Origin of the sequence: Pararhodobacter zhoushanensis, from assembly GCF_025949695.1 — a bacterium.
Lineage (GTDB): Bacteria > Pseudomonadota > Alphaproteobacteria > Rhodobacterales > Rhodobacteraceae > Pararhodobacter > Pararhodobacter zhoushanensis_A.
Genome location: NZ_JAPDFL010000001.1, coordinates 1,092,424 through 1,107,475 on the forward strand (window position 1 = coordinate 1,092,424; position 15,052 = coordinate 1,107,475).

The 15,052-nt window shown below is 67.1% G+C and carries 13 protein-coding genes and 1 tRNA gene; 4 read left to right on the forward strand and 10 right to left on the reverse strand.

The window, feature by feature from the left end; genetic code table 11:
- Positions 1 to 14 precede the first annotated feature (14 nt).
- Positions 15 to 1,208, forward strand: a complete 1,194-nt coding sequence (locus tag OKW52_RS05370) for a M20 aminoacylase family protein (protein WP_264504798.1) — start codon at positions 15 to 17, stop codon at positions 1,206 to 1,208.
- On the opposite strand, the gene OKW52_RS05375 is transcribed toward OKW52_RS05370, so the two are convergent.
- From OKW52_RS05375 to OKW52_RS05415, 9 genes are all read right to left on the reverse strand, one after another.
- Positions 1,198 to 2,097: a nucleoside hydrolase gene (locus OKW52_RS05375; RefSeq protein ID WP_264504799.1), complete on the reverse strand. Its 900-nt coding sequence runs from the start codon at positions 2,095 to 2,097 to the stop codon at positions 1,198 to 1,200. The genes OKW52_RS05370 and OKW52_RS05375 overlap by 11 nt on opposite strands.
- Positions 2,094 to 3,413, reverse strand: a complete 1,320-nt coding sequence (locus OKW52_RS05380) for an amidohydrolase family protein (protein ID WP_264504800.1) — start codon at positions 3,411 to 3,413, stop codon at positions 2,094 to 2,096. Before OKW52_RS05380 ends, OKW52_RS05375 begins: the two co-directional genes overlap by 4 nt.
- Positions 3,410 to 4,471 (reverse strand): ABC transporter ATP-binding protein, encoded by a 1,062-nt coding sequence (locus OKW52_RS05385; protein ID WP_264504801.1) that lies wholly within the window; start codon positions 4,469 to 4,471, stop codon positions 3,410 to 3,412. Before OKW52_RS05385 ends, OKW52_RS05380 begins: the two co-directional genes overlap by 4 nt.
- 11 nt (positions 4,472 to 4,482) lie before the next feature.
- Positions 4,483 to 5,271, reverse strand: a complete 789-nt coding sequence (locus OKW52_RS05390; RefSeq protein ID WP_127105239.1) for an ABC transporter permease — start codon at positions 5,269 to 5,271, stop codon at positions 4,483 to 4,485.
- 1 nt (position 5,272) lies between these two features.
- Positions 5,273 to 6,109 (reverse strand): ABC transporter permease, encoded by an 837-nt coding sequence (locus OKW52_RS05395; protein WP_264504802.1) that lies wholly within the window; start codon positions 6,107 to 6,109, stop codon positions 5,273 to 5,275.
- 111 nt (positions 6,110 to 6,220) lie between these two features.
- Positions 6,221 to 7,252, reverse strand: a complete 1,032-nt coding sequence (locus OKW52_RS05400; RefSeq protein WP_264504803.1) for an ABC transporter substrate-binding protein — start codon at positions 7,250 to 7,252, stop codon at positions 6,221 to 6,223.
- A gap of 117 nt (positions 7,253 to 7,369) precedes the next feature.
- Positions 7,370 to 9,232 (reverse strand): adenine deaminase, encoded by a 1,863-nt coding sequence (locus tag OKW52_RS05405; protein ID WP_264504804.1) that lies wholly within the window; start codon positions 9,230 to 9,232, stop codon positions 7,370 to 7,372.
- The gene (locus tag OKW52_RS05410) at positions 9,229 to 10,170 is read right to left on the reverse strand and encodes a nucleoside hydrolase (RefSeq protein WP_264504805.1); all 942 of its coding nucleotides are present in this window, start codon (positions 10,168 to 10,170) and stop codon (positions 9,229 to 9,231) included. Before OKW52_RS05410 ends, OKW52_RS05405 begins: the two co-directional genes overlap by 4 nt.
- Positions 10,171 to 10,312: 142 nt before the next feature.
- Positions 10,313 to 10,388 (reverse strand) — tRNA-Ile (locus OKW52_RS05415).
- A gap of 174 nt (positions 10,389 to 10,562) precedes the next feature.
- Here OKW52_RS05415 and OKW52_RS05420 point away from each other — a divergent pair.
- From OKW52_RS05420 to purN, 3 genes are all read left to right on the forward strand, one after another.
- Positions 10,563 to 11,876, forward strand: coding sequence for a hypothetical protein (locus OKW52_RS05420; protein WP_264504806.1), 1,314 nt, complete (start codon positions 10,563 to 10,565; stop codon positions 11,874 to 11,876).
- Positions 11,877 to 12,016: 140 nt separating this feature from the next.
- Positions 12,017 to 13,063 carry a phosphoribosylformylglycinamidine cyclo-ligase gene (gene purM, locus OKW52_RS05425; RefSeq protein WP_264504807.1) on the forward strand — a complete coding sequence of 349 codons (1,047 nt, stop codon included), beginning with the start codon at positions 12,017 to 12,019 and terminating at the stop codon, positions 13,061 to 13,063.
- On the forward strand, positions 13,060 to 13,659 hold the full coding sequence (gene purN / locus OKW52_RS05430; protein WP_264504808.1) for a phosphoribosylglycinamide formyltransferase: 600 nt from the start codon (positions 13,060 to 13,062) through the stop codon (positions 13,657 to 13,659). The genes purM and purN overlap by 4 nt, the downstream gene beginning before the upstream one ends.
- Here purN and OKW52_RS05435 read toward each other — a convergent pair.
- On the reverse strand, positions 13,649 to 14,869 hold the full coding sequence (locus OKW52_RS05435; protein ID WP_264504809.1) for an MFS transporter: 1,221 nt from the start codon (positions 14,867 to 14,869) through the stop codon (positions 13,649 to 13,651). The genes purN and OKW52_RS05435 overlap by 11 nt on opposite strands.
- Positions 14,870 to 15,052: the final 183 nt, after the last annotated feature.

The window sequence follows — 15,052 nt, forward strand, 5'->3', positions numbered from 1 at the left end:
GGTCACTTTGCGGTATGGCAAACTCACTGACCGATTGGCAAGACATGACCGCGACCCTTCCCGATGATGAACAGGCGATGCTGGTCGCCCTGCGCCACGATCTGCACGCCCATCCCGAACTGGGGTTCGAGGAAACCCGCACCGCCGCCCTCGTCGCCGAGAAGCTGGCCGAGGCGGGGATCGAGGTGCATCGCGGGCTGGGCGAGACCGGCGTGGTCGGCACGCTGCGGCGGGGTAACGGGCACGGGCGCATCGCGCTCAGGGCCGACATGGACGCGCTGGCGATGCCCGAACACACGGGCCTGCCCTATGCCAGCCAGAACCCCGGCCGGATGCACGCCTGCGGCCATGACGGGCACACGGTGATGCTGCTGGGCGCGGCGCGGCAACTGGCGCGGGACGGGGGTTTCAACGGCACGGTGCATTTCATCTTTCAGCCTGCCGAAGAGGGGCGCGGCGGGGCGCAGCGCATGGTTGCGGACGGGTTTTTCGAGCAGTTCCCCGTGGATCGCGTCTATGGGCTGCACAACATGCCCGGTCTTGACCCTGACGAGATGGCCGTGGTCGAGGGGCCGCAACTGGCATCCTCGGACCGCTGGGAGGTGGTGTTCACCGGCACCGGCACGCATGGTGCCAAGCCGCATCTGGGGCGTGACGCGATCACGGCGGCGGGGGCGTTTCTGACGGCGGTCCATACCATCGTCGCGCGGGTGGTCGATCCGCTGGCACCCGCCGTGGTCAGCGCCTGCGCGCTGTCGGCAGGGGATTTCTCGGCCCTCAACGTGATCCCCGACACGGCGCGGGTGGGTGGCACGGCGCGGGCCTATGCCCCCGATGTGCGCGACCAGCTTGAGGCGGAACTGAACCGCATCGCCCAAGGCATTGCGGCGACCTATGGCATCACGGCGCGCTTTGACTACCGGCGCGGCGTGCCGCCGGTGATCAACGATCCCGACGCCACCGCCCGCGCGCTGAAGGCCGCGCAGCGCGCGCTGCCCAAGGTGCGCCGCGCCTTTCCGCCCTCGACGGCTGGCGATGATTTCGCCGTTTTCTCGCAGCAGGTGCCGGGGTGTTATGTCTGGCTGGGCAATGGCCCGGCCGTGGACGGCGCGCTGCATCACAACACGCGCTATGACTTCAATGACGCGGCGATTGCCTCGGGCGTGGCGTTCTGGACCGAACTGGTGCGTTCTGAGCTTACCGACTGACCGGACGGCACAGCCCCGCCCACAGGGTTTCCCGCGCGGCCTCGGCGTCGATCCGCATCGCCACGTTGATGGCGGGGCGGGCGTTGTCGGGGACCAGACGGCCCGGATGGTCGCCGGTGTCGACGCGCAGGCGCATCGGGTCGGTGCCGAAGATCTGCGGTGCCAAGGCCAGCAGCATCACGCAGGGGTCGTGCAGCGGGCGGGATTCACGGGTCGAGCCGGTGAAATACGCCTCGATCAGTGCGGCGGCGGTGGTGGCCGCAGGCGTTCCGGCGGCGCGCAAGTCGGCCAGATGGGCGGGCGTGGCGCGGAATTGGCGGGTGACGTCGAGCGGGATCAGCGTCAGCGGCACGCCCGCGCCCAGCACGATATCGGCGGCCAGCGCATCAGCGGCGAGGTTGAACTCGGCGTAGGGGCCAGCGTTGCCCGGCTCATGGACCGTGCCGCCCATGGCGATGATGCCACCCAGCCGGGCGAAGGCCGCCGGGTGGTCGCGCGCCAGCAGCGCAAGGTTGGTGAGCGGCGCAAGGGCGAGGATCGTCACGCTGCCCGAGGGTTCGTTCATCAGGTGCGCGACCATGAAGCTCACAGCATCCGGCACCGCCTTGGCCAGCGGGGCGGGCAAGGCCACGCCGCCCAGCCCGTCGGCGCCGTGGATCGCCTCTTCGCTCAGGCCTTCACCGGCCAGTGGTCCCTCGGCCCCCCGCACCACCGGCACATTTGCGCCGCATACCGCCAACAGCCGCAGCGCGTTGTCGGTGGTGCGCGTGATGCCGATGTTGCCCGCGACGCTGGTGATCGCCTGCACGTCAAAGCCCGGAGCGCCCAGTGCGAACAGGATCGCCACGGCGTCATCCAGACCGGGGTCGGTGTCGATGATGACCTTCATGAAACCCTCGCGTCGATGGCGGCCATTTCGGCCTGAAACTGTCCGGCGATCTGCAGCGCGTCGGCCATGACCTTGGCGGGCTCCAACGTAGTCACCTGCCGGTCGCGCATCAGCCATTGGCCCGCCACCATCACGTCGCGCACATCGCTGGCCATCGCGGCATAGACCAGCATCGAGAAGACATCATAGACCGGATGCAGGCGCGGCGCGTCCAGTGAGATGCGGATCAGGTCCGCCTGTTTGCCGGGTTCAAGCGAGCCGATCCGGTCGTCCAGCCGCAGCGCCCGTGCGCCCTCGATGGTGGCCATGCGGATCACGTCGGCGGCGGGCAGGGGGCCGCGCGAATGGCCGAGGATCTTGGCGAAGATCGACACCGGCGCGAATTGCGCGAACAGGTCCAGCGTGTTGCCGCTCATCGGCCCGTCGGTGCCGATGCCCACGGCGATGCCCGCCGCGCGCATCTCCTCGACCCGCGCCATGCCGCGCCCGCCCTTGCCGTTGGCCCGGGCGTTATGCGCAACCCCGGCGCCTGAGGCGGCGATCAGCGCAATGTCCGCGTCATCGACCAAGAGGCAATGCGCGGCCACGGTGCCGGGGCGCAAGAGGCCGGTGGCAGCGGTCAGCGCGGTCGTGGTCATGCCGTGTTCGCGCTGCGCCCAGACGACCTCGGGCTCGGTTTCGGCCAGATGGATCTGGATGCGGCTGTCGGGGTGGTCATCGTGCCAGCGCGCGGCGCGTTCCATCAGGGCGGGGCCGGTGGAATAGGGCGCATGCGGCGCGATCGAGGCGGTCAGGCGCGGGTGCCCGGCCAGCCGGTCGGCCAGCTGATCGCACAGCGCGAAGCCTTCGTCGAATGTGGCGTGGTCGGGTGCGGCGAAATCGGCCAGCGTCTGGCCCAGCACGCCGCGCAAGCCCGCGCGGTCCATGACTTCGGCCACCAGGGTCTCGAAATAGTACATGTCGGCAATGGTGGTGACGCCGCCCTGAATCGACTCCAGCGCCGACAGCGCCGTGCCCGCGCGCACCATGTCGGGCGAGACGAATTTGCGTTCCAGCGGCAGGATGTAGCGGAACAGGCGGTCGTCCACATCCTCGCCCAGACCGCGGAACAGCGACATGGCCAGATGGCAGTGCGGGTTGACCATGCCGGGCATGACCACGTCGCCCCCCATATCGACCACGGTGTCGGCGGGGGGCGGGGTGCTGCTGCCCAAGGCCGCGATCCGGTCGCCGTTGACCAGCACCCAGCCGTGGCGGTGCTGGGTCATGCCCGCGTCCATCGTCAGCAGCCACGCGTTGGTGAGCAGGGTGCTCATTCGGGTTGCAGGATGGCGCATTGCTCGGGGTTGGGGGTCAGCCGGACGGCTGCACCCGCGTCCAGCGGTTGCGACAGCGCGCTGTTGGCAACGACGGACAACCCGCCCGCCTTGGCCTGATACTGATACGCCCGGCCCAGATAGGTGCGCAGACCCAGTGTGGCGGGCAGGCCCGCTGCCGCCGGATCGGTCGTCACGACCAGCCCGTCGGGGCGCGTGGCCAGTGTGAAGCGGTCAGGGATCGGGCCAAGCTGGTCTTGCGACAGCTCAAGCACCGCGCCCTCGGCCGTCTGCGCCGTGACGAGCGCGCCGTTGCGGGCGCTGACGGTGAGCGGGATCAGGTTCTCGAAGCCGACGAAATTGGCCACGAAGGCGTTGGCCGGGCGCTGGTAGAGCACCTCGGGCGTGTCCAGTTGCATGATGCGGCCCTGATGCATGATCGCCACGCGGTCCGAGATCGAGAACGCCTCTTCCTGATCATGCGTCACATACAGCGCCGTGGTGCCATTGGCGCGTTGCAGCTGCCGGATCTCGACCCGCATATCGACTCGCAACTTGGCGTCGAGGTTCGAAAGCGGCTCATCGAACATCAACAGCGGCGGCTCGATCACCAGCGCGCGGGCCAGCGCCACGCGCTGCTTTTGCCCGCCCGACAGCGCGGCGGGCAGCCGGTCGGCCAAATGCGCCAACCCCACCCGGTCCAGCATCGCATCGGCGCGTTTGAGGCGCTCGGCGGTGGCCACCTTGCGCTGCTTCAGCCCGAAGGCCACGTTCTCGCGCACGGTCAGATGCGGGAACAGCGCGTAGTTCTGAAACACCAGCCCGATGTCGCGCTGATGCGCGGGCAGGCGGGTCAGATCCTTGGTTCCCAGCGTGATCCGCCCGGACGTCGGTTGCAGAAAACCCGCCACCAGACGCAGCGTCGTGGTCTTGCCGCATCCCGACGCGCCCAGCAGCGAGACAAGCTCGCCCTCGGCCAGCGACAGCGAGAGGTCTTCAAGCACCTTGGTGGTGCCGTAATGGGCGGTGATGGCGTCGATGGTCAGGGGCAGGGTCATGGGCTTTGGTCTTACTTGGCGACGATGGCCAGGCCGAGCGTGCGCTCGACGATGATCATCACAATGATGGTGAGCAGCATCAGCACGACCGAGACCGAAGCAATGGTCGGGTCGAAGAATTGTTCCATATGCGCCAGCAGCTGGATCGGCAGGGTCGAGATGCCGGGGCCGGTGAGGAACAGCGATACCGAGACGTCGTTGATCGAGGTGATGAACGACAGGATGAAAGCGGCGATGACACCCGAGCGGATGTTGGGCAGCACGATGGTGAAGAACGTCTTCGCCGGGTGCGAGCCAAGGCTGACGGCGGCCTCTTCAATCGAGAAATCGAAGGACGCGAGCGAGGCCGACACGACGCGGATCACGTAAGGGATCACCAAGAGCGTGTGGCCGATGAGCAGCGCGTACCACACCGGAATTCCCGCCTGCACGGTGACCGAGCGCAGCAGCGAGAAGCCGATGACGATTTCGGGCACCAGAATGGGCAGCACGAACAGCGTCGACAGCCAGCCGGGCAGGGCGATCCGGTAGCGGTTGAGCGCATAGGCGGCGGGAATGCCGATCAGCAGTGCGATCGAGGTGCCAAGGATCGCCATTTGCAGCGAGGTGACGATGGTGCGGCGAAAGGCCGAGATTTCCCAGATATTCTCGAACCAGCGCAGGCTCAGGCCCTGCGGCGGGAAGGTCAGATAGGTCGTGTCCGACAGCGAGGCGCCGAAGATGATGATCAGCGGTCCCAGCAGGAACAGATAGATCAGGATCGTGAAGGCGATCAAAACGGGGTGGATGCGGTTTGTCATGTCAGGTCGCCATCGGGTTCAGGCGGCGCGCGAGCCGGGTCATCACCAACACCGTGGCCACGATGACCGCCAGCATGATCGCGGCGACAACGGCCGCGCCGGGCCAGTCAAAGGCGACCATCGCGCGTTGTTGCAGGAAGGTGCCCATCATCATCTGCCGCGATCCGCCCAGCAGATGCGGCGTCGCGTAAGAGGTGAAGCTGGCGGTGAACACAAGCACTGCGCCGACGATCAGCCCGGGCACGGCCAGCGGCAGGGTGACCTGCACGAAGCTGGCTACCGGTCCCGCGCCCAATGAGGACGAGGCTTGCAACAGATCCTCGGGGATATTCTCCAGCACGCCGACCAGCACCAGCACCATCAGCGGCACAAAGATATAGACCATGGCGACGATCACCGCGCCGGGGGTGTAGAGCATGCTCAGGGGGGCCTCGATAGCCCCCATCCACAGCAGGAATTCGTTGATCATGCCCTGACGGCCCAGCAGCACCAGCCACGCGAACGAGCGCACGACAACCCCGGTCAGCAGCGGGAATACCGCCAGCACCACCAGCGTGGATTTCATCCACGGCGGGCAGCGCGCGACGACATAGGCGGTCACCAGACCGGCAGCGAGCGAGATCACGGTAACCCAGCCGGCCACCTCGAAGGTGCGCCACAGGACGCGGCGCTGAAAGGCCGAGTCAAAGAAATTGGCGTAGGGTTGGACGATGCCCCAGGGCCCGCCGTCGCTGGGACCAAAGGTCATGCCGATGGTCGCGGCAACCGGGAGCACCAGCAACAGGGTGATCGCCAAGGTCGCGGGGCTGGCCAGCATCCATCCGGCTATTCGTTTCATAAGCGTATCCAGCGATGCGGCCCTGACCGGGCCGCCTTGGTCAGAAAAGGCCGGTCCCGGGGTCTGCGGGACCGGCCAAGGGGCTCAAAGCCCAGCGTAGGTGTCGTTCGGTTACATGCCGAAGGTTTCGTTCCAGCGGTCCAGCCACTGGGTGCGGGCCGGGTTCAGCTGGCTGTAGTCGATGCGGTGCAGACTGGCAATCTGATCGGCGCCATAGGTCCAGGCGGACGCCTGCTCCGGGGTCAGATCAACCATCGTGTTGACCGGGGCATCGACGCCCTGCTCGGCCAGCTGCTGCTGGATCTCAGCCGACAGCACGAAATTGATGAACTGATGCGCCAGCTCGACGTTCTCGGACCCCACGGGGATGTTGAGCGTGTTCAGCACGGCGATTTCGCCATCTTCCAGCTGTGCCCATTCGATGGTCGGCACGGCGGCGCGCAGCGGGTTCAGGGTGAAATCCTGGGTCATCGACACGGCAATCTCGCCGGTCGAGAACAGGTTGATCATTTCCGAGCCGGTGTTGTAGTTCGTCACCACATTCGGCACCAGTTCGGCCAGCGCACCAAAGGCCGCATCGGCATCCTCGAACGCGTTGACGCCCGCATGGGCACCGGCGCGCAGCACAACCATCGGGCCCGAGGTGGTGGTGATGTTCGGCAACGAGATCATCCCGGCCAGATCTTCACGCCACAGGTCGTTCCACGAGGTGATCGGCGGGCTGACGCGGGCTGCATCGTACACCAGACCGATACGGCCGACGGTATAAGCCGGGCCGAATTCGCCCTGCGGTGCCTGCGCCAGATCATAAAGCTGGTCGATGTTGGGGATCTGGGCGCGGTCGATGGGCTGGAACAGGCCCTGTTCGATGGCGGCTTGGCTGTAGCTGTCGGTCAGATAGATCACGTCCACCCCGGCACCGCTGCGCATCTGCAGCCGGTTCACGCGGTCGCCGTTGTTGCCGGTTTCAAACACGACTTCACAGCCGCACATTTCCTGAAACGGATTGACGATGATGTCTTGCAGCTTGTCGCCGTTGAAGCCCCACCAGGAAATGGTGAACGTGGTGGCACCGGCGGGCGCGGCGGCCAGCAGGGCGAGGGTCGAGAGCGACGACAGGGTGAGGCTTTTCAAACGGGGCATCATGGGTATCCACGGGCTGGGGGTGATTGGGCTCCGGCCAGGATGCCGGAGCGGTTTGCCCAGAGACGCTAAGGGCGCAAAAACGGCAATGCAAGGGATCGCGTCACCAAGCCGTGATCACCAGACGACCGGATGCGTCTGGCCGGTGGCGACATTGACGAACCCCTCGGGCGCCAGCGGCGACGGTGCCACAAGCACCCAGCGCCACGGTGCGCACGTGAGGGTTGCAAAGGCCAGCCGCTCGGGAAAGCCGGGATACCACCGGGGGCTGAATGTCGGCTCGTACATCCAGTCAATTTTCGCGCCTTCCGTGTAGAGGCGCTGCATTTCGGCATCCAGTTCCTCGGGCGGGCGGCAGGTCATCAGCCCGGCGATCTCGTAGCGCACGGTCGCCACCAGCTGCCCCTCGCGCACCAGCGCCCAGCCGCCCTGGAGGTCGTTCAGCGCGTTGACGGCAAGAGCCATTGCCTCATCTGACGACCCAACTGCCCAAATATTGTGCTTGTCGTGGCCCATCGAACAGGCCAATGCCGAATCAGGCGTCTTTGGCCCCGTGCCCAGCCAGAACATCGCCGAGGTTTTCCCCGCGCCCGAAAACCGATCCACGATGGCGAATTTGGTCACGTTGCGTGACGCGTCGCGTTGGACGTGGCCGTTTTCGACCGGCAGCGCCATCGTCAGGAAGTCATCGGCCCAGTGGAACGGCCTGAGCAGCGCCGCCTGCATCGTCTCGCGCCCCGGTTCGGCGGGGATGGCGAAGTCGGCGGCGGTTATCGTGCGGTCGATCTTGACCGTCTTGGTCGCCCATTCCGGCCAGTCCATCTGCGGCACGGGTTTGAGATAGCGCGCACCGTCCGACACCTGCGCGCCATCCGCCCAGACCTGCGCAATCGACAGCGTGTCCAGATCATCCAGCAGCACCACATCGGCAAACCGCCCCGGCGCGATCGAGCCGACCCAGGGCGTCAGCCGCATGTGCCGCGCGGGGTTGATCGTGACCATCTGGATGGCGATTTCGGGCGTCAGCCCCGCCTCGATCGCCAGCCGCACGTTGTAATCCGTCGCCCCCAGTTTCATCGTGTCCGAGCACGAGCGGTCATCGGTGGTCAGCGCAAACTGGCTCCAGTCGCTCAGCCCCGCCTCCAGCAGCCCGGCGATCATCTCTTTCACCGAATGCGGGCGCAGCTCCATGAACAACCCGCGCCGCAGCTTGTCCAACACCTCCTCTGCCGTCCACGCCTCGTGGTCCGACGCCAGCCCGGCGGCGGCAAAGGCGTTGATGTTGGGCAGATCGCGCATCCCCGCCGCGTGCCCCTCGACCACGCCGCGCGCGGCGAAGGTCGCCTCGATCATCCCCCACAGCCGGTCATACGAGGGGTTCTCGGGCGACCAGACGGCGGGCCAGTCCATCACCTCGTCCAGCCCCGCCACCATCAGGCTTTCGGCCATGAACGCCGCCTGTTCGTCGCGGCCAAACCAGCCACCGCCCCATTCATAGGCGGTCGGCGGCACGGCCGAGCCGGGCAGCGGGAAGATCTTTTGCGGGCTGCCCGCCAGCCGCGCGGCCAGCCAGAATTCCAGCGTGCGCGCGCCGTTGACGTTGGAAAACTCGTGGCTTGCCTCGCAGGTCCAGGTGTTGCCATGCGGCAGGACAAGGGCTGCCTCCCATTCGGGCGAGACATGGCTCGACTCGATGTGCTTGTGCACCTCGCCGAAGCCCGGCACGGCCATCAGGGTTGAGCGGTCCACCGTTTGCGCCGCCTCGCCCGGCCAGCTGCCGGCGGGGCCGACATAAGCGATGCGCTTGCCGGCGATGATGATCTCCTGATCGCTCAGCCACATCCGCGAATGCACATCCAGCAGCCGACCGACCCTGAGCCGGGTGTCGGCAGGCAAATCGCCACGCGCCACGCGGGTCAGGCGCTGGCGGATTTTCACTTCATCGGGGGCGTTGATCAGCAGGTCGGCAGGAAAAGTCATGCAGAAACCGAGGCCGCGTAGAGAGCAATCACGCGCGCGATATCGGCCTTGCGCAGCAGCGTGACGGGCGGCGTTCCCAGCCGCCCGGAAGGGTCCACCACGACCATGCCGCGCGTCAGCCCGGGGGCGAGCGCAACATCGAGCGAGGCGGTGAGGGTTTCGGTGGCAATCGCGGGGTCGATCAGCACGGCGGCAGCCAGGGGATCAACGAAGCGGAAATAATCCTCGCCAGTAAAGCCTTTGATGACCTTCATCGCATGGGTCGACAGGGCTGCCGAGAAGCGGGTTTGTGCGGTTTCGGGCGTATCGTCAAACAGCGCCGCGACCTGAGCGCCGCTCATCCGGTGATCGGCGCAGGTCTCCCACGGGACCAGCAGCGTTTCCAGCCCCGCAGTCAGCACGATCTGCGCGGCTTCGGGGTCGGCGTAGATGTTGAATTCGGCGGCGGGCGTCACGTTGCCGCGCCCGTCGATGGTGCCGCCCATGATCACCAGCTGCCCCACCCCGGCGGCGCAATCGGGCGCGCAGCGCAGGGCCAGCGCGAGGTTGGTCAGCGGGCCGATCATCAGCAGATCGACCTTCCAGCCCCCGGCGATTGCCGCGCGCAGTTCGGCCACCAGGAAACCTACGGCATCATCGCCTGCGGCTTCGGGCTGGCTTTCAGGGCGCGGCGCCCCTCCCAGCCCATCCGCGCCATGGATCTCGCGCGCGGCAATCGGCGGATTGACCAGCGCTGCGGGTGCGCCCTTGTGCACCGGCACGTCACCGGCCCCTGCGACGGCAAGCACCGACAAGATGTTACGGGTCGCGGCGTCGAGATCGACATTGCCAAAGACCGTGGTCACCGCATCGGGCGTGCGCCCGGCTGCAATGAGCATCAACAGCGCCTGTGCGTCATCGACGCCGCCGTCAGTATCGAGAATGAGTTTGCTGTGCATGCCGCCGATCAAAACCGTCAAGACGCGCGTCGGCGCCACAGTCCCCAGTGTTCTCCCAAGGCCGGGAGGTTGTCCAGACCGAACCCGGCGTCGCCGATGCCTATGCGCGCTGCCGCTGTGCTGCGCGATCAACGGGTTGGGTTGGTAGGCCCGGAGGGACTCGAACCCCCAACCAAGGCGTTATGAGCGCCCTGCTCTAACCATTGAGCTACAGGCCCAGTCGCCAACTGCGTACCCATGTTGGGGGCGGGGGTCAAGATTGGCGCGGCGGGTCGGATCAACGCTCTGTGACCGGCGCGCAGGCACCATCGGGCGCAAGCGCCTTGACCCGATGATTGCATCGTTCGTATCGTCACATTTATTTTGCAAAAGTCTTAACATCGGTCACGTTAATGCGCAGGGTTGCACTGGCAGCGGTTTTTGGCGTCTTGTCTGCCTTGCGCGCCGGGGCCGATGTGCCTGTGGAAGATCCTGTTCTGTATCGTCACACCGGCCCCGATACCGGGCGTCCTGCGGGGGTTCTGGCTGATGGCCGAACCGGCGCGATTGCGGATTTTCAGCACGCGGTCAATCTGATCCTGCTGGCCTGTGGCGAGGATCTGCGGCTCGAGCCGGACGGGCGCTTCGGGGTGCAGACCCGCACGGCGATTGCTCTTGCCGCCACCTGCCCGCCGATTGCTGCGCGCTTGCCAGAAGGCTCCGCTGCGCATGAGGGCGCGATCACGCAGGCGTTCTGGGAATTGCTGCTGCCGGACCGCCCGGTGCCCGATGCGCGCACGCGCGCAAGGGCATTGTTGCTGGCGTTTGAGGGCACCGAGATTGCCAGCCCGGCCGAATGGAATTTCTGCCAGAACAACAGCGAGATTTACGACCCTCTGGCCGAGGACCCTACCTGCTATACCAACGACCGCGCGTCCTATCTGACCTGGGGTCCGAATGGGGCGACGGCGGGGCACGGGCACGAGATCCTTGCCATTCTGGCCCGGGTCGAGCGGCTGGACCGGGCGCTGGTGGACACCGCCTTTGGCGCCGAGGCCGGGGCGCTGCGCCGTATGTTCGATCTGCAGATCACGCCAGAAAGTGACGACGAACTGCGGCGCTATCTGTGCGGGATCTACGTCGATTTCCCGCGCCGGCAGGCATGGTCGCAGGGTTTTGCCGCGCTGGGGTCGCGGGCCGAAGTGCGGGCGATTTACGCGGCGCTCTATGAGTCGGCCAGTTTCGACGGTGGCAAGATCCGCACCTTCATGGACGCGTGGCGCGATGCCGGGCTGGAACCGACCGAGATCGATTTCGCATTCTTCGCCGACCGCGCCGCGCATACCCGCGTGCGCAATGTCGAGGTGCGGCGTATCTTGCGCCGGGTCCTGTCGGCGGGCGACGCGCTCACCCCCGCCGAGATCCGCCGCCGGTTTTCGCGGCTTGCGCGGGTGTCGAACCTGTCGCAGCGCGGGCCCCGGCTGGGCCGCGATGTCGCGTTTTTTGTTGATGCGTTCGAGCCCGTCCTCAGCCGTGCCGAACGTCACAACTGGCGCAGCCGTGGCGCACGGCGCGCAGCGGCGGCGGGGTTGAGCGACGAGCGCCCGGCGCCCCCTTTTGTTGCCGGGCCGCGCGATGACTGGCAGGCGACGGGCCTGCGCCCGCTGACCCCCGACGAAGCCGCCCTGTGCCCGGCCCCCGTTTTGAATCCGCGCAGACCCGCATAAGTGCGGTCTCTGCCCGGCGCTGCTGGTGGCTGGCGCGGACAAACCGGCTCTGTCGCCTAAAACCCCCGGTCCCCAAGGGAAGCGCATTGAACCCCATCCCGGGATGCGGTAACGCGGCGCAAACCACCTCGGGGGATGTGATGACCGGGACCAAGGGACTGACCTATGCTCAAGCGGGCGTCGATATCGACGCGGGCAACGCTTTGGTGGAACGCATCAAGCCAGCCGCCAAGCGCACGGCGCGGCCCGGCACCATGTCGGGGCTCGGCGGCTTTGGCGCGCTGTTTGATCTGAAGGGCGCGGGCTATTCGGATCCGGTCCTCGTGGCCGCAACGGATGGCGTCGGCACCAAGCTGCGCATCGCCATCGACACGGGCAACGTGGACACCATCGGCATTGATCTGGTGGCGATGTGCGTCAACGATCTGGTCTGTCAGGGCGCGGAGCCGCTGTTCTTTCTGGACTACTTTGCCACCGGCAAGCTGGACGTCAATCAGGCCGCCCGCATCATCGAGGGCATCGCCGAGGGCTGCGCGTTGTCGGGCTGCGCGCTGATCGGCGGCGAGACGGCGGAAATGCCGGGCATGTATCACGCGGGCGACTTTGATCTGGCGGGCTTTGCCGTCGGCGCGATGGAGCGCGGCTCGGATCTGCCCGCCGGCGTGGCGGCGGGGGACGTGCTGCTGGGCCTCGGCTCGAACGGGGTGCATTCCAACGGCTATTCGCTGGTGCGCAAGATCGTCGAGGCATCGAGCCTGACCTGGGACTCGCCCGCGCCGTTTGGCGAAGAGGGCACGCTGGGCGAGGCGCTGCTGGCGCCGACCCGGCTGTATGTGAAACAGGCGCTGGCGGCGATCAAGGCGGGCGGCGTGCACGCGCTGGCGCATATCACCGGCGGTGGTCTGACCGAGAATCTGCCGCGTGTCCTGCCTGAGGGTCTGGGCGCTCAGATCGACCTGACCTCGTGGGAACTGCCGCCGGTGTTCAAATGGATGGCGGGCGTGGCCGAGCTGTCCGAGCCGGAACTGCTCAAGACCTTCAACAGCGGCATCGGCATGATCGTTGTGGTCAGCCCTGAACAGGCCGACTCGATCGAGGCCCTGCTGCTGGCGGCGGGCGAGACCGTCTCGCGCATCGGGTCGGTGGTCGAGGGCGAGGGCGTCGCCTATTCCGGCCACATCCTTTGAGCCAGACGCGCAAACGGGTGGCGCTGCTGATCTCGGGCGGCGGGTCGAACATGGTGGCGCTGGCGCAGTCGATGACCGGGGATCACCCGGCGCGGCCGGTGCTGGTGCTGTCCAACGATCCCGCCGCCAAGGGTCTGGCGCGCGCCGCCGAGATGGGTATTCCCACCGCCGTCGCCGAGCATCGCCCGTTCAAGGGCGACCGCGCGGCGTTCGAGGCGGCGCTGCTGGAGCCGCTCTTGGCGGCTGAGCCCGACGTGATCTGTCTGGCCGGGTTCATGCGCATCCTCACGCCCGATTTCACCGGGCGTTTTGCCGGGCGGATGCTGAACATCCACCCGTCCTTGCTGCCGAAATACCCCGGCCTGCACACCCACCAGCGCGCGCTGGATGCCGGCGATACCGAGGCGGGCTGCTCGGTCCATGAGGTGATCGCCGATCTGGATGCCGGGCCGCTCTTGGGTCAGGCGCGGGTGCCGGTGCTGCCGGGCGATGACGCCGACAGCCTTGCCGCGCGGGTGCTGGTGCAGGAGCACCGGCTGTATCCTGCCGTGCTGCGCCGGTTTGTGACCGGCGACCGCACGCCGGTTATCCTTTAACCCGCCACGGTACCGCGGCCAGAACGGCCAGCGACACGGCGGCCAGCAAGGCCGCCAGCCCCAGCGTGACGGACGCCCCCCAATACGCCAGCGATCCGGCCATGGCGAAGGGGGCGACCGCCGCCACCAGCCCACGCAGGCTGGCCAGTTTGCCCAACCGCGCCGCATAGCCCGCCAGTCCGAACAGCACCAAGGGCACGGTGCCGCGCACCATCGTCGCCAGCCCTTGCCCGATGCCGAACAGCACCGCAAAGGCCGAGGCCGACACGATCCCCACGGGGGCCACCAGCAGCACCAGCGCGGCGGTGCACAGGCAGCCCATGGCGAAGACCGCGGTGATCATCGGATGACGGTGCGCGGCAAAGCGCATCTCGGCCAGCCGCGCCAGCACCTGCGCCGGTCCCATCAGCGCCCCCGCCGCCACGGCCGTCGCCTGCGACACCCCGACCGCTGCCATCACCGGCACCCATTGCGCGCTGAACGCCGACATCATCGCCCAGCTCAACGACAGGCCAAGCGCCAGCAGGGCCATGGCGCGCCCGTGCAGATGCGGGGGCAGAGGCGGGAAGGCCGGGGCGGACGAGGGGGCGGCGGTGCCCTTTGCCGCCAGTTTGGGCAGCGACAGGTGCAGCGGCAGGCAGACCAGCAGATGCAGCGCGGCAAAGGTCAGGAACGCGCCGCGCCAGCCGACGGCATCCTGCAAGAACAGCGTCAGCGGCCAGAACACGGTCGACGCAAAGCCGCCCAGCAGCGTCATCAGCGTGATCGCCCGGCGTGCCCGCGCCTCGCCCACCGCCTGCGCCAAGGCGGCGAAGGCGGCGTCATACAGCACCAGCGGCGCGATCAGTTCGATCAGCACCAGCGTCGCGGCCAGGGTCCATGCCCCCGCACTTTGCGACAGCAGCGCAAAGCCCACCGCCGCCGCCACCGATCCCGCCGCCATCATCCCGCGCGCGCCGCGCAGGTCGATCAAGCGGCCTGCAAGCGGGACGGTCAGGCTGCCTGCCAGCAAGGCGGCGGAAAGCAGCCCATAGGCAAGGGTCGGCGTGATGCCCAGATCCGCGCTCATATGCGTGACCAGCACGCCAAAGGCGTAGTAGATCGAGCCAAAACCGACGATTTGCGTCAGTCCGAGCGTCAGCACGGGTCGTAGCAGCCCGGCGGGCTGCGACCCGGCGCCGGGTGTTGTCGCGTTTTGGTGGTCTGCCATACCGTTGTCGCCTGTGCGAGTCGTTGCGCCGTGAGTCTGTCTGCCCGAGGCGATCACGTCCTCTCTCGTTGTGATCACACATTTTCAGGCTGTGATCACAAACCAGAGAAAAACCCCACATCGCGCAGATTTGCACGAATATTCCATTTGTGCCACGCTGCACATGTGCCATTACACGGCCAA

Excerpts from the sequence above, each read along its gene's own strand:
- OKW52_RS05370 (WP_264504798.1), top strand. The coding sequence starts at position 15 with ATGGCAAACTCACTGACCGATTGGCAAGACATGACCGCGACCCTTCCC.
- OKW52_RS05375 (WP_264504799.1), bottom strand. The coding sequence starts at position 2,097 with ATGAAGGTCATCATCGACACCGACCCCGGTCTGGATGACGCCGTGGCG.
- OKW52_RS05380 (WP_264504800.1), bottom strand. The coding sequence starts at position 3,413 with ATGAGCACCCTGCTCACCAACGCGTGGCTGCTGACGATGGACGCGGGC.
- OKW52_RS05385 (WP_264504801.1), bottom strand. The coding sequence starts at position 4,471 with ATGACCCTGCCCCTGACCATCGACGCCATCACCGCCCATTACGGCACC.
- OKW52_RS05390 (WP_127105239.1), bottom strand. The coding sequence starts at position 5,271 with ATGACAAACCGCATCCACCCCGTTTTGATCGCCTTCACGATCCTGATC.
- OKW52_RS05395 (WP_264504802.1), bottom strand. The coding sequence starts at position 6,109 with ATGAAACGAATAGCCGGATGGATGCTGGCCAGCCCCGCGACCTTGGCG.
- OKW52_RS05400 (WP_264504803.1), bottom strand. The coding sequence starts at position 7,252 with ATGCCCCGTTTGAAAAGCCTCACCCTGTCGTCGCTCTCGACCCTCGCC.
- OKW52_RS05405 (WP_264504804.1), bottom strand. The coding sequence starts at position 9,232 with ATGACTTTTCCTGCCGACCTGCTGATCAACGCCCCCGATGAAGTGAAA.
- OKW52_RS05410 (WP_264504805.1), bottom strand. The coding sequence starts at position 10,170 with ATGCACAGCAAACTCATTCTCGATACTGACGGCGGCGTCGATGACGCA.
- OKW52_RS05420 (WP_264504806.1), top strand. The coding sequence starts at position 10,563 with ATGCGCAGGGTTGCACTGGCAGCGGTTTTTGGCGTCTTGTCTGCCTTG.
- purM (WP_264504807.1), top strand. The coding sequence starts at position 12,017 with ATGACCGGGACCAAGGGACTGACCTATGCTCAAGCGGGCGTCGATATC.
- OKW52_RS05435 (WP_264504809.1), bottom strand. The coding sequence starts at position 14,869 with ATGGCAGACCACCAAAACGCGACAACACCCGGCGCCGGGTCGCAGCCC.